This window comes from Pseudomonas sp. URMO17WK12:I12, assembly GCF_000514395.1.
GTDB lineage: Bacteria > Pseudomonadota > Gammaproteobacteria > Pseudomonadales > Pseudomonadaceae > Aquipseudomonas > Aquipseudomonas mucoides.
The window spans coordinates 89,467-110,941 of the sequence record NZ_KI911392.1 but is presented as its reverse complement, the minus strand read 5'-3'; the positions used below and the strand labels follow the sequence as shown (position 1 = coordinate 110,941).

21 protein-coding genes are annotated in these 21,475 nt (G+C 60.5%); 8 read left to right on the top strand and 13 right to left on the bottom strand.

Going from position 1 to position 21,475, the window contains the following annotated elements; translation table 11 throughout:
* Nucleotides 1–289: 289 nt before the first annotated feature.
* The 4 genes from D882_RS0127500 to glyQ all read right to left on the bottom strand — a co-directional run bounded on the left by D882_RS0127500 (nt 290) and on the right by glyQ (nt 4,696).
* Nucleotides 290–1,069 (bottom strand): 1-acyl-sn-glycerol-3-phosphate acyltransferase, encoded by a 780-nt coding sequence (locus D882_RS0127500; protein ID WP_027926200.1) that lies wholly within the window; start codon nt 1,067–1,069, stop codon nt 290–292.
* Nucleotides 1,070–1,147: 78 nt separating this feature from the next.
* On the bottom strand, nt 1,148–1,687 hold the full coding sequence (gene gmhB, locus D882_RS0127495) for a D-glycero-beta-D-manno-heptose 1,7-bisphosphate 7-phosphatase (protein ID WP_172825962.1): 540 nt from the start codon (nt 1,685–1,687) through the stop codon (nt 1,148–1,150).
* A gap of 4 nt (nt 1,688–1,691) precedes the next feature.
* Nucleotides 1,692–3,746, bottom strand: a complete 2,055-nt coding sequence (gene glyS, locus D882_RS0127490) for a glycine--tRNA ligase subunit beta (RefSeq protein WP_027926198.1) — start codon at nt 3,744–3,746, stop codon at nt 1,692–1,694.
* On the bottom strand, nt 3,743–4,696 hold the full coding sequence (gene glyQ, locus D882_RS0127485; protein ID WP_003213601.1) for a glycine--tRNA ligase subunit alpha: 954 nt from the start codon (nt 4,694–4,696) through the stop codon (nt 3,743–3,745). Before glyQ ends, glyS begins: the two co-directional genes overlap by 4 nt.
* An 81-nt stretch (nt 4,697–4,777) precedes the next feature.
* Between glyQ and tag the strand changes: the two genes are divergently transcribed.
* From tag to D882_RS0127470, 3 genes are all read left to right on the top strand, one after another.
* Nucleotides 4,778–5,335, top strand: coding sequence for a DNA-3-methyladenine glycosylase I (gene tag, locus D882_RS0127480; RefSeq protein ID WP_027926197.1), 558 nt, complete (start codon nt 4,778–4,780; stop codon nt 5,333–5,335).
* Nucleotides 5,336–5,375: 40 nt separating this feature from the next.
* The gene (locus D882_RS0127475) at nt 5,376–6,263 is read left to right on the top strand and encodes a lysophospholipid acyltransferase (protein ID WP_027926196.1); all 888 of its coding nucleotides are present in this window, start codon (nt 5,376–5,378) and stop codon (nt 6,261–6,263) included.
* Between the two features lie 72 nt (nt 6,264–6,335).
* Nucleotides 6,336–6,575, top strand: coding sequence for a pilus assembly protein PilZ (locus D882_RS0127470; protein WP_027926195.1), 240 nt, complete (start codon nt 6,336–6,338; stop codon nt 6,573–6,575).
* Here the strand turns inward: D882_RS0127470 and D882_RS0127465 are convergent, their stop codons facing one another.
* The 5 genes from D882_RS0127465 to def all read right to left on the bottom strand — a co-directional run bounded on the left by D882_RS0127465 (nt 6,576) and on the right by def (nt 11,185).
* Nucleotides 6,576–6,893 carry a tetratricopeptide repeat protein gene (locus tag D882_RS0127465; protein ID WP_172825961.1) on the bottom strand — a complete coding sequence of 106 codons (318 nt, stop codon included), beginning with the start codon at nt 6,891–6,893 and terminating at the stop codon, nt 6,576–6,578.
* A gap of 51 nt (nt 6,894–6,944) precedes the next feature.
* Nucleotides 6,945–8,318: a Trk system potassium transporter TrkA gene (trkA, locus tag D882_RS0127460; RefSeq protein ID WP_027926193.1), complete on the bottom strand. Its 1,374-nt coding sequence runs from the start codon at nt 8,316–8,318 to the stop codon at nt 6,945–6,947.
* 22 nt (nt 8,319–8,340) lie between these two features.
* A complete protein-coding gene (gene rsmB / locus D882_RS0127455; RefSeq protein WP_027926192.1) occupies nt 8,341–9,651 on the bottom strand; it encodes a 16S rRNA (cytosine(967)-C(5))-methyltransferase RsmB in 1,311 nt (436 codons plus the stop codon).
* Entirely contained in the window at nt 9,648–10,607 is a 960-nt protein-coding gene (gene fmt, locus D882_RS0127450) for a methionyl-tRNA formyltransferase (RefSeq protein ID WP_027926191.1), read from the bottom strand. The genes rsmB and fmt overlap by 4 nt, the downstream gene beginning before the upstream one ends.
* A gap of 71 nt (nt 10,608–10,678) precedes the next feature.
* Nucleotides 10,679–11,185, bottom strand: a complete 507-nt coding sequence (def, locus tag D882_RS0127445) for a peptide deformylase (RefSeq protein ID WP_027926190.1) — start codon at nt 11,183–11,185, stop codon at nt 10,679–10,681.
* A gap of 168 nt (nt 11,186–11,353) precedes the next feature.
* Between def and D882_RS0127440 the strand changes: the two genes are divergently transcribed.
* From D882_RS0127440 to D882_RS0127430, 3 genes are all read left to right on the top strand, one after another.
* Entirely contained in the window at nt 11,354–12,379 is a 1,026-nt protein-coding gene (locus tag D882_RS0127440) for a LysM peptidoglycan-binding domain-containing protein (RefSeq protein ID WP_027926189.1), read from the top strand.
* 80 nt (nt 12,380–12,459) lie between these two features.
* A complete protein-coding gene (gene dprA, locus D882_RS0127435) occupies nt 12,460–13,560 on the top strand; it encodes a DNA-processing protein DprA (RefSeq protein WP_027926188.1) in 1,101 nt (366 codons plus the stop codon).
* Between the two features lie 54 nt (nt 13,561–13,614).
* On the top strand, nt 13,615–14,172 hold the full coding sequence (locus D882_RS0127430) for an L-threonylcarbamoyladenylate synthase (protein WP_027926187.1): 558 nt from the start codon (nt 13,615–13,617) through the stop codon (nt 14,170–14,172).
* A gap of 88 nt (nt 14,173–14,260) precedes the next feature.
* Here the strand turns inward: D882_RS0127430 and D882_RS0127425 are convergent, their stop codons facing one another.
* Complete coding sequence (locus D882_RS0127425; protein WP_027926186.1) at nt 14,261–15,238, bottom strand: NADPH:quinone reductase; 978 nt, start codon at nt 15,236–15,238, stop codon at nt 14,261–14,263.
* 156 nt (nt 15,239–15,394) lie between these two features.
* Here D882_RS0127425 and hemF point away from each other — a divergent pair, with 156 nt between their 5' ends.
* The gene (gene hemF, locus D882_RS0127420) at nt 15,395–16,309 is read left to right on the top strand and encodes an oxygen-dependent coproporphyrinogen oxidase (protein WP_027926185.1); all 915 of its coding nucleotides are present in this window, start codon (nt 15,395–15,397) and stop codon (nt 16,307–16,309) included.
* 13 nt (nt 16,310–16,322) lie between these two features.
* Nucleotides 16,323–17,144 (top strand): shikimate dehydrogenase, encoded by an 822-nt coding sequence (gene aroE, locus D882_RS0127415; protein ID WP_027926184.1) that lies wholly within the window; start codon nt 16,323–16,325, stop codon nt 17,142–17,144.
* Nucleotides 17,145–17,258: 114 nt separating this feature from the next.
* Here the strand turns inward: aroE and D882_RS0127410 are convergent, their stop codons facing one another.
* From D882_RS0127410 to betC, 3 genes are all read right to left on the bottom strand, one after another.
* Nucleotides 17,259–18,827 (bottom strand): SulP family inorganic anion transporter, encoded by a 1,569-nt coding sequence (locus D882_RS0127410; RefSeq protein WP_027926183.1) that lies wholly within the window; start codon nt 18,825–18,827, stop codon nt 17,259–17,261.
* 155 nt (nt 18,828–18,982) lie between these two features.
* Nucleotides 18,983–19,903 carry a choline ABC transporter substrate-binding protein gene (gene choX, locus D882_RS0127405; RefSeq protein WP_027926182.1) on the bottom strand — a complete coding sequence of 307 codons (921 nt, stop codon included), beginning with the start codon at nt 19,901–19,903 and terminating at the stop codon, nt 18,983–18,985.
* A 16-nt stretch (nt 19,904–19,919) separates the two neighbouring features.
* The gene (gene betC / locus D882_RS0127400; protein ID WP_027926181.1) at nt 19,920–21,434 is read right to left on the bottom strand and encodes a choline-sulfatase; all 1,515 of its coding nucleotides are present in this window, start codon (nt 21,432–21,434) and stop codon (nt 19,920–19,922) included.
* Nucleotides 21,435–21,475: the final 41 nt, after the last annotated feature.

Here is a 21,475-nt window from a genome sequence, read left to right as displayed (position 1 = left end):
CTGCCAAACAAAAAAAGGCCAACGCTCAGCGTTGGCCTTTTTTATTATCTGTAATTCGTACGGAATCATGCCGAATTACCAGCGTCATTCCCCTTAGTACATAGTGTGGAAAACTGCAAATTTCAGGCATAAAAAAACCGGCTATATCCGCCGGTTTTTTTGCGCCCGAAAAAACTTATGCACCATTTTCTGCGTTTTATGTGTTTAAGAAATATGTATATAAATCATTAACTTATAAAACGATATCGCTGTTTTTCGATAAAACGGTACACAGGTTATCCACAGAATCTCAGACAGCCACTTGATCCGTCGAATTCGGTGCCGCCGGGGCTGCTGGCAGCGACCCCATTTCCCGTTGCATCTGCTCGTTCCAGGCTTGTACCCGGTCGTTCAGATCGGCGATGGCGCGAGGCCCGCTGCCCACGGCGTACATCGGTTCGCCGATGATTACGGTGATGACACCCTGCTTCTTTGCCCAACCAGTTTTAGGCCAGAACTTGCCCGCATTGTGCGCAATCGGCAGTACAGGAAGCTCGGCGTTGACGGCCAACGCGGTGCCACCGCGTGAGAACTTGCCGATGGTGCCAAAAGGAACGCGCGTCCCCTCAGGGAAGATCAGCACCCAGACACCATCCTTGAGCAGCTCATCGCCCTTCTTTGCCACATGCTTGAGCGCGGCTTTCGGATTGTCGCGGTCGATGGCAATCGGTCGCAGCATGGCCATGGCCCAGCCGAAGAAAGGTACATAAAGCAATGAACGCTTGAGCACCTGGCTCAACGGTTCGAAGTAAGCAGAGAGAAAGAACGTCTCCCAGGTGCTCTGGTGGTTCGATTGAATCACGCAGGGCTGGTCAGGCACGTTCTCGGCGCCCTTCACTTCGTAGCTGATGCCCAGGAACACTTTGCTCAGCCACAAGGCGCAGCGGCACCAGTACACATTAATGAAGCGATATCGCGCCTTGAACGGCAGAAACGGCGCGATGAAAAAGCTCAGGCTGCACCAAAGCAAAGAGCTGGTGCCCAGCAACAGATAAAAGAGGAACGTTCTGATGGCCTGCAGTATCGACATGGTGACGTTTACCGTGCGGGCTCTGCCCGTCTATAAGCGCACTCCCGATCAGTCCTTAATCGGAACAATCGAAGCACTTTAATTGTGGATAAGTTCTGCGGCAATCGCCGCCAGATCGTCAAAAATCAAGGTGCCTACCGGTAGGGTCTTGCCGAAAGTCTTTTCGCCTTTCCCGGTCTTTACCAAAACTGGCTGAGAATCGACGGCTTTGGCGGCTTCCAGGTCACCAAGGCTGTCGCCGACGAACCAGAGATTGGTCAGCGACACGTTGTAATGCTCGGCGATGGCTTTCAGCATCCCGGGTTTCGGCTTGCGGCAATCGCAGCCGTCGTTCGGCCCGTGCGGGCAATAGACGATCAGGCCGACTTCACCGCCCTGCTCCGCCACCAGCGCGCGCAAGCGCTCGTGCATGGCGTCCAGGGTGGCGATGTCGTAATAGCCGCGAGCGATGCCCGACTGGTTGGTAGCGACCGCTACCGTCCAGCCGGCCTTGCTCAACTGCGCGATGGCTTCGATCGAACCGGGGAGTGGAATCCACTCCTCCACCGACTTGATGTAAGCGTCGGAGTCGTAATTGATCACCCCGTCGCGATCGAGAATCAGCAGTTTCAACAGCAGCCCCTTAGCTCAGCAGCGAAATATCAGCGACGCCGAGGAACAGCCCACGCAGACGCGCCAGCAAGGCATAACGGTTGGCGCGGACCTTGGCATCTTCCGCGTTGACCATTACCGCTTCGAAGAACGCATCCACCGGCTCGCGCAAGGCGGCCAGGCGTGCCAGCGATTCGCTGTACTGACGCGCAGCAGCCATCGGCTGGACAGCCTGGTCTGCCTGCTGGATCGCCGAATACAGGGAAAACTCGTTGGCATTGTCGAAGTATTTGGCTTCAACCACCGTTGGAACGGAGCCTTCGACCTTGCTCAGCAAGTTCGATACGCGCTTGTTCACCGCAGCCAGGGCCGCGGCTTCCGGCAATTTGCGGAAAGCTTCTACCGCTTGTACACGTTGGTCGAAGTCCAGTGCCGAACCCGGCTTCAGGGCACGCACCGACAGGTAAGTCGCAACGTCTACACCCTCGTCTTCGTAACGGGCACGCAGACGGTCGAAGACGAACTCCAGCACCGCGTCGTTGAGGCCGGCGGCCTTGATCTTGGCACCGAACGCATTCACGGCGAAAGCCACGGCGTCGTTCAGGTCCAGATCGAGTTTCTTGTCGATCAGGATACGCAGCACGCCGAGTGCAGCACGGCGCAAGGCGTACGGGTCTTTGCTACCCGTTGGCAGCATGCCGATACCGAAAATACCCACCAGCGTGTCGAGCTTGTCGGCGATAGCCACGGCCGCACCGGTCAGGGTGGTCGGCAGTTCAGCACCGGCACCGCGCGGCATGTACTGCTCGTTCAGCGCCAGGGCGACTTCTTCCGGCTCGCCGTCATTGAGGGCGTAGTAGTAACCGGCGACACCTTGCATCTCCGGGAACTCACCGACCATCTCGGTCGCCAGGTCGCACTTGGACAACAGGCCGGCACGGGAAGCCCATGCAGCGTTGCCGCCAATGCGTTGCGCGATGAACGCAGCGAGTTTGGAAACGCGTTCGGCCTTGTCGTAGACGCTGCCGAGTTTTTCCTGGAACACCACGTTTTGCAGACGCAGGTTGAAGTCTTCGAGTTTCTGCTTCTTGTCTTGCTTGAAGAAGAACTCGGCGTCGGTCAGGCGTGGGCGAACCACTTTCTCGTTACCGGCGATGATCTGCTGCGGATCTTTGCTTTCGATGTTGGCCACGGTAATGAAACGGGGCAGCAACTTGCCATCGGCATCCAGCAGGCAGAAATACTTCTGGTTGTCCTGCATGGTGGTGATCAGTGCTTCTTGCGGCACATCGAGGAAACGCTCTTCGAACGAGCACACCAGCGGCACTGGCCATTCGACCAGCGCGGTCACTTCGTCGAGCAGCGCCGGTGGAACAATCGCCGTGCCTTCCTGGCGGGTAGCCAGTTCTTCGGTGCGCTTGCTGATGATGTCGCGACGTTCGTTGGCATCGGCCAGGACGTACGCGGCACGCAAGTCGGCGAGGTAATTGGCCGGCGAGGTGATGCGTACGTTTTGCGGGTGATGGAAGCGGTGACCACGGGAATCACGGCCAGCCTTCTGGGCGAGGATGGTGCAATCGATGACTTCGTCACCGAGCAGCATCACCAGCCACTGGGTCGGACGAACGAATTCTTCCTTGCGAGCGCCCCAACGCATGCGTTTCGGGATCGGCAGGTCGTTCAGCGAATCTTCGACGATGGTCGGCAGCAGGCTCGCAGTCGGCTTGCCGGCGATGCTTTGGCTGTAACGCAGTTTCGGACCGCTCTGATCGATTTCGCTCAGCTCGACACCGCACTTCTTGGCAAAACCCAGTGCTGCCTGGGTCGGGTTGCCTTCGGCATCGAACGCCGCCTGACGTGGCGGGCCATCGAGGTTGATGCTGCGATCCGGTTGCTGGGTGGCCAGCGAGGTGATCAGCACGGCCAGGCGACGCGGCGCGGCATAGACCGTTTTGGTCTCGTAGTTCAGGCCGGCAGCTTGCAGGCCCTTGTCGATACCGGCGAGGAACGCCTCGGCCAGGGTGTTCAGGGCTTTGGGTGGCAGTTCTTCAGTGCCCAGTTCAACCAGAAAATCCAGAGCACTCATTGTGCAGCCTCCAGCTTGGCCAGTACTTCATCACGCAGGTCCGGGGTCGCCATCGGGAAGCCCAGCTTGGCGCGAGCCAGCAGGTAGGCTTGCGCAACGGAACGCGCCAGGGTGCGTACACGCAGAATGTATTGCTGACGCGCAGTCACCGAAATTGCCCGGCGCGCATCCAGCAGGTTGAAGGTATGGGAAGCCTTCAACACCATTTCGTAGCTCGGCAACGGCAGCGGCTGGTCGAGTTCGATCAGGCGCTTGGCTTCGCTTTCATAGAAGTCGAACAGTTCGAACAGCTTCTCGACGTTGGCGTGTTCGAAGTTGTAGGTCGACTGCTCCACTTCGTTCTGGTGGAACACGTCGCCATAGGTCACTTTGCCGAACGGACCGTCAGCCCAGACCAGGTCGTAGACCGAGTCTACGCCTTGCAGGTACATGGCCAGACGCTCCAGACCGTAGGTGATCTCGCCGGTCACCGGGTAGCATTCGATGCCGCCCGCTTGCTGGAAGTAAGTGAACTGCGTCACTTCCATGCCGTTGAGCCAGACTTCCCAACCCAGACCCCAGGCGCCCAGGGTCGGCGATTCCCAGTTGTCTTCGACGAAGCGAATGTCGTGGACCAACGGGTCCAGGCCGACGTGCTTGAGGGAGCCCAGGTACAGTTCCTGGAAGTTGTCCGGGTTCGGCTTCAATACCACCTGGAACTGGTAGTAGTGCTGCAGACGGTTCGGGTTTTCGCCGTAGCGGCCGTCAGTCGGGCGACGACTGGGCTGCACATAAGCGGCGTTCCAGGTTTCCGGGCCAATGGCCCGCAGGAATGTGGCAGTGTGGAAAGTGCCGGCGCCTACTTCCATATCGTAGGGCTGAAGTACCACACAACCTTGCTCGGCCCAGTATTGCTGGAGCGCGAGGATCAAGTCTTGGAAGGTACGCACGGCTGGCGTAGGCTGGCTCACGAAATTCACCTGTTTCTTGGGCTGCGATTTAAAGAGCGGGAGTATACCCGATTCATTGCTGCGCACGCCCCCTGGAGCCTTATGCCACGCTGCTTTTGGTGTTCCGAAGATCCGCTGTACATGGCTTATCACGACCAGGAGTGGGGCACGCCGCTACGCGATGCGCAGGGATTGTTCGAGTTGCTTTTGCTCGAAGGGTTCCAGGCCGGCCTCTCATGGATCACGGTCTTGCGTAAACGTGAGCGTTATCGCGAGGTGCTGTTCGGCTTCGACGTACAGCGCGTGGCGCAAATGAGCGACGCGGAAATCGATGAATTGATGCTCGATCCTGGCATCATCCGCAACCGCCTCAAACTCAATGCCGCCCGGCGCAATGCCCAGGCCTGGCTGGCGCTGGAGGACCCGGTGGCGTTTCTCTGGTCCTTCGTTGGCGGCATGCCGGTGATCAATCATTTCAAGGATCGCACCGAAGTCCCGGCGGTCACGCCAGTGGCGGTAGAGATGAGCAAAGGCCTGAAAAAGGCCGGTTTCACGTTCGTCGGGCCGACCATTTGCTACGCGCTGATGCAGGCCTCGGGCATGGTCATGGACCACACCCGGGATTGCGATCGCTACGCGACCTTGGCGAACGGCGGTTAGAATAGCCGCCTCGCGCACAGCACATAATCAGGAGTGACCTGTGGATAAGTTTAAAGGCGCCTTGCTGGTAGGCGCTCTGCGGCTGTTTGCCCTGCTCCCGTGGCGGGCCGTGCAGGCCGTGGGCTCGGCGATTGGCTGGGTCATGTGGAAAACCCCGAACCGTTCCCGCGACGTGGTGCGGATCAACCTCGCCAAGTGTTTCCCCGAGATGGACCCGGCCGAGCGTGAGCGTCTGGTCGGCCAGAGCCTGAAAGACATCGGCAAGTCCCTGACCGAAAGCGCCTGCGCGTGGATCTGGCCGGCCCAGCGTTCCATTGACCTGGTGCGCGAAGTCGAAGGCCTCGACGTCTTGAAGGACGCCCTCGCCTCTGGGAAAGGGGTCGTGGGTATCACCAGCCACCTGGGCAATTGGGAAGTGCTGAACCACTTCTATTGCAGCCAGTGCAAACCGATCATTTTCTACCGGCCACCGAAGTTGAAGGCTGTGGATGATTTGCTGCGCAAACAGCGGGTGCAATTGGGCAACAGGGTGGCCGCTTCCACCAAGGAAGGCATCCTCAGCGTCATCAAGGAAGTGCGCAAAGGTGGTGCAGTGGGCATTCCCGCTGACCCGGAACCGGCCGAATCCGCCGGAATCTTCGTGCCCTTCTTCGCCACCCAGGCCCTGACCAGTAAGTTTGTGCCGAACATGCTCGCCGGCGGCAAAGCGGTCGGCGTGTTCCTGCATGCCCTGCGCTTGCCGGACGGTTCGGGGTACAAAGTGATCCTGGAAGCGGCGCCAGAGGCCATGTACAGCACGGATACCGAGACGTCCTGCGCGGCCATGAGCCAAGTGGTCGAGCGTTATGTGCGGGCGTACCCCAGCCAATACATGTGGAGCATGAAGCGCTTCAAGAAGCGTCCACCGGGTGAAGAACGCTGGTATTGAGTACGTTGGCATGATCTGTGGATAATTCTGGGGCCAGGGTTATCCACAGCTGTTCATTAAAGGGCGCAGCAGATGTCCGAACACCGCAAATCGTTTCGCATCAAGATCAGCCATGAAAGCTTCGGCGAATGCCTGGGCCAGACCCGCCACCTGTCGACCACGGGTGTCTATGTCAAGCATCCGCGCCTGTCGTCGTTACCCAAAGGCGCGGTGGTGTATGGGCAGGTGCAAGACTTACCCACAGGTGCGCCGCGTGTGCGCATGGAAGTGATTCAGGTCGATGCCGACGGGATAGGCCTGCGCTACCTCTGATCAGTGAGCGTTGCGCTCGAGTTTCTTCAGAAACACCGTCATTTCCTTCTCTGCCTGCTTGTCGCCATGGGCGCGGGCGGCTTCCAGACCTTGTTCCCATGCCTGCCGGGCTGCCGCGAAATCTTCCTGCGCCAGATGGGCCTTGCCCAACAGCTTCCAGGCCGCTGAATACTTCGGATCGAATTCGACACAGCGCTGGAAATGCTCGGCCGCCTTGGCGTTTTCCCCAAGGTCCAGATAACCCTTGCCCAGGCCGAAGCGCAGCAATGAGTTATCCACACCCTTGGCGAGCATTTTTTCCAGGGATTCGAGCATCAGTGTTTTCCCTCAGTCAGCGATTGTTCCCACGCAGAGTGTGGGAATGATCGGTTAGAAAAAGCTCAATCCCACATGAAACAGCTTCTCCACATCCCGAATATGCTTTTTATCCACAAGGAACAAAATCACATGGTCCCCCGTTTCGATCACCGTGTCGTCATGCGCAATGATCACTTCCTCGTCACGAATAATCGCGCCAATCGTCGTTCCCGGTGGCAGACCAATGTTCTCGATCGCCTTGCCAATCACCTTGCTCGACTTCGCATCACCATGGGCAATCGCCTCAATGGCTTCTGCCGCGCCCCGGCGCAATGAGTGCACGCTGACGATATCGCCACGGCGCACGTGGGCCAGCAAGGTGCCGATGGTCGCCAGTTGCGGGCTGATGGCGATGTCGATGTCGCCGCCCTGAATCAGATCCACGTACGCCGGGTTGTTGATGATCGTCATCACCTTCTTCGCGCCCAGGCGCTTGGCCAGCAGCGAGGACATGATGTTGGCTTCGTCATCGTTGGTCAGGGCCAGGAAAATATCGGCGTCGGCGATGTTCTCTTCCATCAGCAAATCGCGGTCGGACGCACTGCCCTGCAACACCACGGTACTGTCGAGGGTGTCCGAGAGATGACGGCAGCGGGCCGGGTTCATCTCGATGATCTTCACCTGATAACGGCTTTCGATGGCCTCGGCCAGACGCTCACCGATCTGCCCGCCACCGGCAATGACGATGCGTTTGTAGGTTTCATCCAGCCGGCGCATTTCGCTCATTACCGCGCGGATATTGTCCTTGGCGGCGATGAAAAACACTTCGTCGTCGGCCTCGATGACGGTGTCACCCTGGGGCAAAATCGGCCGGTCACGGCGGAAGATCGCGGCAACGCGGGTTTCGACATTCGGCATGTGTTCGCGCAATTGCCGCAGCTGCTGACCCACCAGCGGTCCGCCGTAATACGCCTTCACCGCGACCAGTTGCGCTTTGCCTTCGGCAAAGTCGATCACCTGCAAGGCGCCCGGATGCTGGATCAGGCGCTTGATGTAGTTGGTCACCACTTGTTCCGGGCTGATCAGCACATCCACCGGGATCGCGTCGTTATCGAACAATTCGGAGCGCGTGAGGTACGCCGCTTCGCGCACGCGAGCGATTTTGGTCGGTGTGTGGAACAGCGTGTGGGCGACCTGACAGGCCACCATGTTGGTTTCGTCGCTGTTGGTCACGGCCACCAGCATGTCGGCGTCGTCTGCGCCGGCCTGGCGCAGCACTGTCGGCAGTGAGCCGCGACCATGCACAGTGCGGATGTCCAGCCGATCACCGAGGTCGCGCAGGCGATCGCCGTCGGTGTCGACCACGGTGATGTCGTTGGCTTCGCTGGCCAAGTGCTCCGCTAGCGAACCGCCAACCTGCCCTGCACCGAGGATGATGATTTTCATCCAGTCACTCCATTAAAACCGTTTAACCGCGCGCGGCGGCAATCTTGATCAGCTTGGCGTAGTAGAACCCGTCGTGCCCGCCTTCCTGGGCCAGCAATTGGCGACCGTGAGGTTGCTTGATGCCGGCCGCCGTGGCGAGGTCCAGCTCACGGGCGCCCGGCGTGCGGGCGAGGAAAGCTTCGATGACTTCGGTGTTTTCGGTCGGCAGCGTCGAGCAGGTGGCGTAAAGCAGGATGCCGCCGACTTCCAGGGTTATCCACAGGGCGTCGAGCAATTCGCCTTGCAGCACGGCGAGGGCGGCGATGTCGTCGGGTTGGCGGGTCAGCTTGATGTCCGGGTGACGACGGATGACCCCAGTCGCCGAGCACGGCGCATCCAGCAGGATGCGCTGGAACGGTTTGCCGTCCCACCAGGCCTGGGTGTCGCGACCATCGGCGGCGATCAGCTCGGCACTGAGGCCCAGACGCGCCAGGTTTTCGCGCACCCGCACCAGACGTTTGGCTTCCAGGTCCACCGCGACGACGCCGGCCAGTTTTGGCTCGGCTTCGAGGATGTGGCAGGTCTTGCCGCCCGGTGCGCAGCAGGCGTCCAGCACCCGTTGGCCTGGCGCCAGATCGAGGAGGTCGGCGGCCAGTTGCGCCGCCTCGTCCTGCACGCTGATCCAGCCTTCGGCGAAGCCCGGCAGGCTGCGCACGTCGGCGGCGGCTTCGAGGATGATGCCGTCCTGACTGTAGACGCACGGCGTCGCGGCGATCCCGGCTTCGGTCAGCAAACCAAGGTAGGCGTCGCGAGTGTGATGGCGACGGTTGACCCGCAGAATCATCGGCGGGTGCGCGTTGTTCGCCGCGCAAATGGCTTCCCATTGTTCAGGCCAGAATGCCTTCAGGGATTTTTGCAGCCAGCGCGGGTGCGCGGTACGCACCACCGGGTCGTGTTCCAGCTCGGCCAGCAGTGCTTCGCTTTCCCGTTGGGCACGGCGCAACACGGCGTTGAGCAAGGCTTTGGCCCAAGGCTTCTTTAGCTTGTCCGCGCAACCGACCGTTTCACCGATGGCGGCGTGGGCCGGAACGCGGGTGTAGAGCAGTTGATAAAGGCCGACCAGCAACAGCGCTTCGACGTCCGCATCGGCAGCCTTGAAGGGCTTTTGCAGCAGTTTGGCCGCCAGTGCCGACAAACGTGGCTGCCAGCGCGCGGTGCCGAACGCCAGGTCCTGAGTGAAGCCACGATCGCGGTCTTCAACCTTGTCCATTTGTGTCGGCAGAGAACTGTTGAGCGAGGCTTTTCCGTTCAGAACAGCGGCGAGTGCCTTGGCGGCGGCCAGACGCGGGTTCATTGAGCGTCCGCCGCTTGACCTAGCACAGTGCCGACGGCGAATTTCTCTTTGCGGCTGTTGAACAGATCGCTGAAGTTCAGCGCCTTGCCGCCGGGCAATTGCAGGCGGGTCAGGCACAGCGCTTGCTCACCGCAAGCGACGAGCAAGCCGTCCTTGCTGGCGCTGAGGATTTCGCCTGGTGCGCCCTTCCCTTCAGCGAGGCTCGCGGCCAGCACTTTCAGCGCTTCTCCGTTCAACGTGCTGTGGGTAATCGGCCATGGATTGAAGGCGCGAACCAGCCGTTCCAGCTCAACCGCCGGGCGAGTCCAGTCGATGCGCGCTTCGTCCTTGTTCAATTTGTGAGCATAAGTGGCGAGGCTGTCGTCCTGCACTTCGCCGTCGAGCGTACCCGCGGCAAGGCCGGCAATCGCCTGAATCACCGCCGGTGGGCCCATCTCGGCCAGACGATCATGCAGGCTGCCGCCGGTGTCGTCAGCGCTGATTGGCGTGGTGACTTTGAGCAGCATCGGCCCGGTGTCCAGGCCCAGTTCCATGCGCATAACGGTCACGCCGCTTTCGCTGTCGCCCGCTTCGACGGCGCGCTGGATCGGCGCCGCCCCGCGCCAGCGTGGCAGCAGGGACGCGTGGCTGTTGATGCAGCCCAGGCGCGGAATATCCAGCACCACTTGCGGCAGGATCAGGCCGTAGGCGACTACCACCAGCAAGTCTGGCTTGAGCGCGGCGAGTTCGGCCTGAGCGTCTTCGTTGCGCAGGGTCGGCGGTTGCAACACCGGGATGTTGTTTTCCAACGCCAACTGCTTGACCGGGCTCGGCATCAGCTTTTGCCCACGGCCCGCCGGACGGTCCGGTTGGGTGTAGACGGCGACGATCTCGTAAGGGCTGTCGAGCAGGGCCTTGAGGTGTTCGGCGGCGAATTCCGGGGTGCCGGCAAAAACGATGCGCAGTGGCTCAGTCATGTAAAACTCTCAATTACAAAGCAGTCGCAAAAGAAAAAGGCTTGCCGCAGCAAGCCTTTGAAAGGAGGGCATCAAGCGTTCTGGCGATGGAGCTTTTCCAGTTTCTTCTTGATTCGGTCGCGTTTGAGACTGGACAGGTAGTCGACGAACAATTTGCCATTCAGGTGGTCGCATTCATGCTGGATGCACACGGCGAGCAGGCCTTCGGCGATCAGTTCGTAAGGCTGGCCGTCGCGGTCCAGGGCCTTGATCTTGACCTTCTGCGGGCGATCGACGTTTTCGTAGAAACCCGGCACCGAGAGGCAGCCTTCCTGGTATTGCTCCATCTCGTCGGTCAGGGTCTCGAACTCGGGGTTGATGAACACCCGTGGTTCGCTGCGGTCTTCGGAGAGGTCCATCACCACGATACGTTTGTGCACGTTGACCTGGGTCGCGGCGAGGCCGATGCCTGGCGCTTCATACATTGTTTCAAACATGTCATCGACCAACTGACGCACTTCGTCGTCCACTACGGCCACAGGTTTGGCGATAGTGCGCAGGCGCGAGTCGGGGAATTCGAGGATGTCTAAAATGGCCATAAGCTTGATTGCTGCACATGTGAGGAAAGTCGGGTCGATGGCCTGGCGGGTCCGAAGATGCAGGCTACCGTTGTAAAACGTAGCTCCCTTTTCTAAGTAAAGCACGGGGAGCGAGCCACGAAGGCTCTGGCGTTTTACGCGAACGCACATAATAAAGGGATTCACCGCATGAGGAAATCACTACTCGCCTTGCTCCTTCTGGCTTCGGCCGGTGTGGCGCACGGGCAAGTGCAACTCAAGGAAGGTTTTCCACAGCAATACACCGTGGTTGCGGGGGACACACTCTGGGACATCTCCGGTAAATACCTGCGCCAGCCATGGCAATGGCCAGAGCTGTGGCAGGCCAATCCGCAAATCGAAAACCCCAATCTCATCTATCCCGGCGATTCGCTGGCGCTGGTCTATGTCAACGGCCAGCCGCGCCTGACCCTCAATCGCGGTGCATCGCGCGGCACAATCAAGCTTTCGCCTCGCGTACGCAGTTCGCCGGTGGCCGAAGCCATCCCGAGCATTCCGCTGCGTTCGATCAATAGCTTTTTGCTGAGTAACCGCATCGTCGACAAGGTCGAGGATTTCAACGAGGCGCCTTACATCGTCGCCGGCGATGCCGAACGCGTGCTCAGCGGCACCGGAGACCGCATCTTCGCCCGCGGTCATTTCGATCCGGATCAGCCGGTTTACGGGATCTTCCGTCAGGGCAAGGTTTACACCGACCCCGAGACCAAGGAGTTTTTGGGGATCAACGCCGACGACATCGGTGGCGGCGAAATTGTTGCCACTGAAGGCGATGTCGCCACTCTCGCCTTACAGCGCACGACCCAGGAAGTGCGCCTCGGCGACCGCTTGTTCAGCGGCGAAGAACGCTCGATCAACTCGACCTTCATGCCCAGCGCGCCGAGAACCCCGGTCAACGGGCTGATCATCGATGTGCCGCGCGGCGTGACACAGATTGGCGCGCTGGATGTGGTCACGCTGAACAAGGGGCAGCGTGATGGCCTCGTCGAAGGCAACGTGCTGGTGGTGATGAAAACCGGTGAAACCGTGCGCGACCGGATCACTGGCCAGCCGCTGAAGATCCCCGATGAGCGGGCCGGATTGCTGATGGTTTTCCGCACCTACGACAAGCTCAGCTACGGGCTGGTGCTCAACGCTTCGCGCTCGTTGGCCGTGATGGACAAGGTGCGAAATCCGTAAGCAGGCTCCACAAGTTACCAACAGAGTTATCCACAGCTTATTCCCGTTTGAACGGGGCCCATAACGATCAAGGATGATCCATGTCGCTGCCTGCCGTTACACCGGTTTCCCCCGCGGAACTGGAAGCTCGTTTACGTTTGCACCGTTTACCGGAACTCGGCCCGGCGCGTTTCAAGAAGCTGCTTGAAGCGTTCGGTTCGGCCTCCAAGGCCATCAGCGCGCCGGCCAGTGCCTGGCGTTCGCTGGGCTTGCCGTTGGCGTGCGCCGAGGCTCGCCGGGCCAATGATGTGCGCGATGGCGCCAGCCACGCATTGGCCTGGCTAGAGCGTCCGGGCCAGCATTTACTGATGTGGGACCAGCCTGACTACCCGGCGTTGCTGGCGCAAATCAGCGACGCGCCGCCGCTGTTGTTCGTGGCGGGTAATCCGGGAATTCTGGAAAAACCGCAACTGGCGATGGTTGGCAGTCGCCGCGCTTCACGGCCGGGCATGGACACCGCTGCCGCATTTTCCCGCAGCCTGGCGGGCGCCGGTTTCGTCATCACCAGCGGTCTGGCGCTGGGCATTGATGCGGCCGCGCATCAAGCCGCACTGGACGTGGGCGGGCGAACGGTCGGTGTACTTGGCACGGGACTTGAAAAGTTTTATCCACAGCGCAATCGACGACTGGCCGACGCCATGATTGCATCGGGCAGTGCGGTGCTTTCGGAGTTCCCGCTGGACGCCGGCCCCACCGCCAGCAACTTCCCCCGGCGCAATCGAATCATCAGCGGTTTGTCGCTTGGTGTGCTGGTGGTTGAAGCCAGCGTGGCGAGTGGTTCGCTGATCACCGCGAGGCTGGCGGCGGAGCAAGGTCGGGAGGTGTATGCGATTCCTGGATCGATCCATCATCCCGGCGCCAAAGGCTGTCATCAGTTGATCCGGGACGGCGCGATGCTGGTGGAAACCATCGAACATATCCTCGAAGCCTTGCGCGGCTGGCAACAGTTGCCGTTGTACGGCGAGGCTCCTTCGGTGACCCATCCGTTGCTCATGCTGTTGCACGCGGCCCCGCACACCAGCGAAGCGTTGTCCGTCACCAGCGGCTGGGCCTTGCCCAAAGTGCTGGCGGCGCTGACCGAGCTGGAAATGGAGGGCCGCGCCGTTTGCGAAAGTGGTCGCTGGTTTGCGCGGGTGAGCTAGGTTTTATAAGGAAGATCGGTAAACTGCGCAGAGCCTTATTCCGGAGAGTTTTTCATGGTCAACAGTTGGCGTGTGCAACAAGCCGCGCAAGCCGTTCGCGCAGGGGCGGTGATTGCCTATCCAACCGAAGCGGTCTGGGGGCTGGGTTGCGACCCATGGGACGAAGAAGCGGTTGAGCGTCTGTTGATGCTCAAGGGTCGGTCTGTGGGCAAGGGGTTGATTCTGGTTGCCGACAATATCCGGCAGTTCGACTTTCTCTTCGAAGACTTCCCGGAACTGTGGATGGACCGCATGGCCAGCACGTGGCCGGGACCGAACACCTGGCTGGTGCCGCATCAGAACCTGTTGCCGCAGTGGATCACCGGGGTGCATGAAACCGTGGCATTGCGGGTCAGCGATCATCCGCTGGTGCGGGATTTGTGCGCAATTGTCGGGCCGCTGGTGTCGACCTCGGCCAATCCGCAGGGACGGCCGGCGGCGCGCACGCGGATTCGCGTGGAGCAGTATTTCCGTGGACAGCTGGATTTGGTGTTGGGCGGGAACCTGGGGGGGCGCAAGAATCCGAGCGTCATTCGGGATCTGGCGACCGGCCACGTTGTGCGTCAGGGCTGATACCGCGTTATCGTTCATCGCGGGTAAACCCGGCTCCCACAGATTTCGGTTATCCCTGTGGGAGCCGGGCTTGCCCGCGATGAGGCCCTCAAGGCAACAGTACAGTCGAGCCGGTAGTCCGTCGTGCCGACAACTCGGTCTGCGCCTTCGCCGCATCCGCCAGCGGATACGTGTGACTGATGTCCACGTGCAGCTTTCCGCTGATGATCATCTCAAACAACTCATCCGCCATCCGCTGCAGGTTCTCGGCATTGTTGGCGTAAGTCCCGAGCGTCGGCCGGGTTACGTACAGCGAACCCTTCGCCGCCAGTATCCCCAGGTTCACCCCGTCCACCGCACCTGACGCATTGCCAAAGCTCACCACCAACCCGCGAGGCGCTGCGCTATCGAGCGACGTCAGCCACGTGTCTTTGCCCACGCCGTCGTACACCACCGGCACCTTCTTCCCGTCGGTCAATTCCAGTACACGTTGTGCGACGTTTTCATGGCTGTAGTCGATGGTCGCCCAGGCACCGTTGGCCTTGGCCAGTGCGGCTTTCTCCGGCGAGCTGACCGTGCCGATCAACTTCACGCCCAGCGCCCTCGCCCATTGGCAGGCCAGCGAACCGACCCCCCCGGCGGCGGCGTGGAACAGCACGGTTTCGCCACCCTTGAGTTCATAGGTCTGACGCAACAGGTACTGCACGGTCAGGCCCTTGAGCATCACCCCAGCCGCCGTTTCGAAGCTGATCGCCTCCGGCAGCAGCACCAGATTGGCCTCGGGCAAGACGTGAACGTCGCTGTAAGCACCCAACGGGCCGCTGCCGTAAGCCACACGGTCACCGACCTTGAAGCGGGTCACTTCGCTGCCCACCGCTTCGACGATGCCCGCGCCTTCCGATCCCAGACCCGATGGCAGGGCAGGTGGTGGATAGAGGCCGCTGCGGTAATAGGTGTCGATGAAGTTCAGGCCGATGGCCTTGTTGGCGACGCGGACCTGCTGCGGACCGGGCTCGGCGGGTTGGAATTCGACGTACTCGAGCACTTCGGGGCCGCCATGGGCGCGGAACTGGATTCGCTTTGCCATCAGAACTCTCCTTAGGTCATTTGCCAAGCGCCCTATCGGACTCCTAACCCTGATCTTCGTCAACTGCGGTGGAGCAAGGTGCAGTGTTATCCTACGCAGCAATTTGCCGCCGGCCATTGATGCGCCGCGCCGCTTTGCCCGATTCAAGGTGATGACATGACAACCCGCACCGAGGCCGTAAAAGCCTACCTGCTCGACCTGCAAGACCGTATTTGCTCGGCCCTCGAAGCTGAGGACGGCGGCACACGCTTCGTCGAAGACGCCTGGATCCGGCCTGCCGGTGGTGGCGGTCGCACGCGAGTGATCGAAAATGGCGCGGTGATCGAAAAGGGCGGCGTCAACTTTTCCCACGTCTTTGGCAGCGGTCTCCCACCGTCCGCCAGCGCCCATCGGCCAGAATTGGCCGGCCGGGGCTTCGAAGCCCTCGGCGTGTCGCTGGTGATTCACCCGCACAACCCGCATGTGCCGACGTCCCACGCCAATGTGCGCTTTTTCATCGCTGAAAAAGAAGGTGAAGATCCGGTCTGGTGGTTCGGCGGCGGTTTCGACCTGACCCCTTATTACGGCAACGAAGCAGACTGCGTGCACTGGCACCGCGTTGCCGAGCAGGCGTGTGCGCCGTTCGGGCCGGACGTCTATTCGCGCTACAAAGCCTGGTGCGACAGCTATTTCCACATCAAGCATCGCCACGAGCCGCGCGGCATCGGTGGCCTGTTCTTTGATGATTTGAACGAGTGGGACTTTGACACCAGCTTCGCGTTCATGCGCGCCATCGGCGACGCGTACATCGACGCGTACCTGCCAATCGTGCAGCGCCGCAAGCACGATGCGTTCACCGCCAAGCAGCGTGAATTCCAGGAATTCCGTCGTGGCCGTTACGTCGAATTCAACCTGGTCTACGACCGTGGCACCTTGTTCGGCCTGCAATCGGGCGGGCGTACCGAGTCGATCCTGATGTCGCTGCCGCCGCAAGTGCGCTGGAGCTACGACTGGAAAGCCGAACCGGGCAGCGAAGAAGCGCGCTTGACCGAGTATTTCCTGCAAGACCGCGATTGGTTGGCCGAGGCCTGAACGAGGAGTTCTGATGGACCGTTACGTCGTATTCGGTAACCCGATTGGCCACAGCAAGTCGCCGCTGATCCACCGTTTGTTCGCCGAGCAAACCGCGCAGCAACTTGACTACAGCACCTCGCTGGCGCCACTCGACGACTTTTCCGACTTCGCCCGGGCGTTTTTCCGCGAAGGTCGTGGTGCCAATGTGACGGTGCCGTTCAAGGAAGACGCCTTTCGCCTGGCCGACAGCCTGACGGAACGTGCGCAACGAGCTGGCGCGGTGAACACCTTGAGCAAACTCGCCGACGGCAGCCTGCTGGGGGATAACACCGACGGCGCCGGGCTGGTGCGCGATTTGACGGTCAACGCCGGTTTCAGCCTCAAGGGCAAACGCATTCTGCTGCTCGGCGCGGGCGGCGCGGTGCGTGGTGCACTGGAACCTTTGCTGGCCGAGCACCCGGCGTCGGTGATCATCGCCAACCGCACGGTGGAAAAAGCCGAGTTGCTGGCGGAATTGTTCGCGGACCTGGGGCCGGTGTCGGCCAGCGGTTTCGATTGGTTGAAGGAATCGGTGGACCTGATCATCAACGCGACGTCGGCGAGCCTGTCCGGTGATGTGCCGCCGATTGCCGGCAGCTTGATCGAGCCGGGCAAGACCGTTTGCTACGACATGATGTATGGCAAGGAGCCGACTTCGTTCTGCCGTTGGGCCACGGAACAGGGCGCGGCGGTGTCGATGGATGGTTTGGGCATGCTCGTGGAGCAAGCGGCAGAAGCCTTCTTCCTGTGGCGCGGCGTGCGCCCGGACACAGCGCCGGTACTGGCCGAACTGCGCCGTCAGCTGACACTGTAATCAGTGTAGGAGTGAGCCTGCTCGCGATGGTGGAGTGTAAAGCGCCATCAATGTTTGAATGTACCGGCCACATCGCGAGCAGGCTCTCCTACAAGGGATCGCCGCGAAGTCGGATCAATCCTCAAACCGGATCGGGCACTTCTCCGCCCCTTCCAGCTTCCTCAACTCCTCCACCACCTGCGGCCGCGCGCTGCGCAGCGTCAGGCTGCGATCCTGCTTCAGCAGTCGCCGCGCTTCCTGATGCAACATCTCTACCCCTGAATAATCGATGAAGTTGATCTGCTGCGCCTCGATCACCACGCGCGCACCGTGCAGGCGTTGCAGGCGCACTTGCAGGTAATGGCTGGCGCCGAAGAAGATCGAACCGCCCACCCTCAGAATGTCTTCATCCCCTTCGTATGAATGCTGCACCCGCGGTTGCGAGGTGCGCTTGAGGTAGAAGAACAATGAAGCGAGCACCCCGGCATAAATCGCCGTCTGCAACTCCAGCAGCAACGTGGCGACACAGGTCAGCGCCATCACCACGAATTCCGCGTGGCTGACGCGCAACAGCGCCCGTATGCCGCGATGGTCGACCAGCCCCCAGGCGATCAGCAGAATGCTGCCGGCCATGGCCGGGATCGGGATGTGAGCGATTAAGCCTGCACCGAAGATCGCGAACAGTGCGACCCACACGGCCGAGAACACCCCGGCCATTGGTGAGCAGGCACCGGCTTCATAACTCAAACCCGAACGTGTGAAGGATCCGGCTGACAGCGAGCCGGAAAAAAGCGCGCCGACGATGTTCGACAGGCCTTGGGCGCGGACTTCCTGATTGGCGTCGAGCAATTGCTGCGAGCGGGCCGACAACGAGCGGGCAATCGACAGGCTGGTCACCAATCCCAGCATGCCCACCGCCACCGCGCTTGGCAGCAGGCGCAGGATCAAGTCCAGATCCAGCGGCACCGGGCTGAACGGCGGCAAGCGCCCGACAAAGGCGCTGACCAACTTCACATGGCCGAACATCGATGGCCACAGCCACACCAGCAGCCCGCCGAGGACCAGCGTGATCAACAAGGTCGGCCAGCGAGGCAGCATCATCTTCAACACTGCGCCGACGACGACCGTCGCCAGTCCCAGTACCAACGACGGTTTATCCAAAGCACCGAGGTGTTTGAACAGCGTCAGGAAGCTGTCCAGCGCCGTGGCCTGGCTGGGCAAATCCAGCCCCAGCAAGTTCGGCAACTGCCCGATGGCAATCACCACCGCCGCACCGAGGGTGAAACCCAGCACCACCGAATGCGAGACAAAATTCACCAGGGCACCGAACCGCAGCATGCCGAGCAGCCATTGGAAAATACCGGCCAGGAGTGTCAGCAGCAGGATCAGCGTGATGTAGTCCTGTGACGCGGGGACGGCCAGCGGACTGACGCTGGCGAACAGGACAATGGAGATCGCCGCTGTAGGACCGCAGATCAAATGCCACGACGAACCCCACAGGCACGCGATCAACACCGGGATGATCGCGGCGTACAAACCGTATTCCGGTGGGAGACCGGCGATCAGTGCGTAGGCAATGGACTGCGGCAACGCGAGAATCGCCCCGCTGAGGCCGACGATCAGGTCGCGCCCGACGCTGGCGCGGGTTTGCCGGGGCAACCAACTGAGGAAGGGAAAGAGTGAGTGACGGCTGGGGAAGGCCATGGGTCCTCTCGGGTGGGGTTTTGGCGCAAGGGTAGCAGGACGCAAGCCTAATGTTCCCTTTGTGGGAGCGAGCCTGCTCGCGAATGCGGAGTGTCAGTCGACATAATTGTCGGATCTGACGGGCGCTTCGCGAGCAGGCTCGCTCCCACATGGGTTTAGAGTTTGGCTTTCACTGCCGGCAACGCGTCCTTGCCATCCGCTGTCTTCACGCCCTCCAGCCACTTGTCCAGCACCGCCGGATTGGCCTTGATCCACGCCTTGGCCGCGTCCGCATTGCTGACTTTCTTGTTCACCACCTCGGCCATGATGCTGTTCTCCATGTCCTGGGTGAAGCTCAGGTTGGTCAGCAGTTTGCCCACGTTCGGGCAGGCTTCGGCGTAGCCCTTGCGGGTTAGGGTGTGCACGCTGCCGGTGTCACCGAAGTACTTCTCACCACCCTTCAGGTAATGCATTTTGAGTTGCACATTCATCGGGTGCGGGGTCCAGCCGAGGAAGGTCACGAATTTCTGTTTCTTCACCGCGCGAGACACTTCGGCCAACATCGCCTGCTCGCTGGACTCGATCAGTTTCCATTGGCCCATGTCGAAATCGTTTTTCTTGATGATTTCCTGCAACGAGATGTTCGCTGGTGCGCCCGAGCCAATGCCGTAGATCTTCTTGTCGAACTTGTCGGCAAATTTGTTCAGGTCGGCAAAGTTATGCACACCCGCGTCCCAAACATAATCGGGAACGGCGAGGGTGAACTCGGTGCCATCGAGGTTCTTCGCCAACTGTGTGACATCGCCGGTGGCCACGAACTTGTCGTAGAAGCCCTGCTGCGCCGGCATCCAGTTACCCAGGAACACGTCGACCTGGCCATCCTTCAACCCGCCGAAGGTAATCGGCACCGCGAGGGTGTCGACCTTGGCCTTGTAGCCCATGCCGTCCAGCAGAAACCCGGTGATGGCGTTGGTCGCGGCGATGTCGCTCCAGCCAGGGTCGGCCATTTTCACCGTCTCGCAGCTTTGATCGGCAAAGGCCGATGCGCTGCCCAGAGCCAAAAGCCCGACCGTCAGTACTGTGGATAACTTTTGCATGGACTTCCCCTTAACATTATTGGTTTTGGCAGGGTTGTGGATAACGTGCTTTGCGCTCCAGATCATCGAGGTCGATATGGTTGCGCATGTACTGCTGACTGGCGTCCACCAGCGGCTGGTGATCCCAGCTCTTCAGCTTGCCGATGGTCAACGCCTCGGCAACGAAACGACGGCGCCGCTGGCTGGCGAGCACTTGTTGGTGAATCTCCGGAATGTTCCATTTGGCGCGTGCTTCGGCTAGAAATTCTTCGAAAAGCTGCAGATGTTGCGGCGATTGACTGAGTTCTTCCAGTTCTCGCGGGTCGTTGTGTACGTCGAAGAGTAGGCAGGGATCATCTTCGCTGTAGATGAATTTGTAAGCGCCGCGACGGATCATCATCAACGGGCTGATAGTGCCTTCGGCCATGTATTCGCCGAACACTTCGTCATGACCGCCCTGCCCTTGCAGGTGCGAAACCAGCGAGCGACCGTCCAGTGGCAAACCTGGCTCCAGCGAGCCACCGGCCAGTTCCACGAAGGTCGGCAAAAGGTCGGCGGTGGACACGGCGGCGCTGACCCGCCCAGCCCCGAACTGCCCCGGCGCACTTATCAACAGGGGCACACGGGCGGCCATTTCGTACCAGTGCATTTTGTACCAGAGTCCGCGCTCACCGAGCATGTCGCCATGGTCGCCGGAAAATACGATGATGGTGTCGTCAATCAGACCGGTTTCCTCAAGTGTTTGCAGGAGTTTGCCGACGTTGCTGTCGATATAGCTGCATGCACCGAAGTAGGCACGGCGGGCATCGCGAATCTTATCCACAGGCAGCGGTTTATCCCACAGGTCATAGACCTTCAATAAGCGCTGGGAGTGCGGATCGAGTGCGGTCTGCGCCGGGGTTTCAGGCAACGGAATGTCGGCATCGTCGTACATGTCCCAGAAAGCCTTGGGGATCGTGTACGGATCGTGCGGGTGAGTCATCGAAACGGTCAGGCAAAACGGCTGGTCGCCGTCCTCGCGGATGTGATCGAACAAGTATTGCTGGGCCTTGAACACCACCTCCTCGTCGAAATCCAGCTGATTGGTGCGCACGCACGGCCCGGCTTGCAGCACCGACGACATGTTGTGATACCAGGTCGGACGCACATCCGGCTCATCCCAATTCACGGCCCAGCCGTAGTCGGCCGGGTAGATGTCGCTGGTCAGGCGTTCTTCGTAGCCATGGAGTTGGTCCGGGCCGCAAAAGTGCATCTTGCCGGACAGCGCAGTGCGGTAGCCGAGGCGACGCAGGTAGTGGGCGTAGGTCGGTACGTCAGCGGGGAAATCGGCCGCGTTATCGTAAGCGCCGATCTTGCTCGGCAATTGACCGCTGACCAGGGTAAAGCGCGACGGCGCGCATAGGGGGCTGTTGCAATAAGCAGCGTCGAACACCACACCTTCGGCGGCGAGGCGGCTCAGATTCGGCAGTTTGATCGGCGAAGGACCGTAGAACGGCAACATTGGCGCGGCCATTTGATCGGCCATGATGAAAAGAATGTTCTTGCGCTTCATGTGATCGCGGCATTCCATAGTGAATATTTATGCGAGAGTGC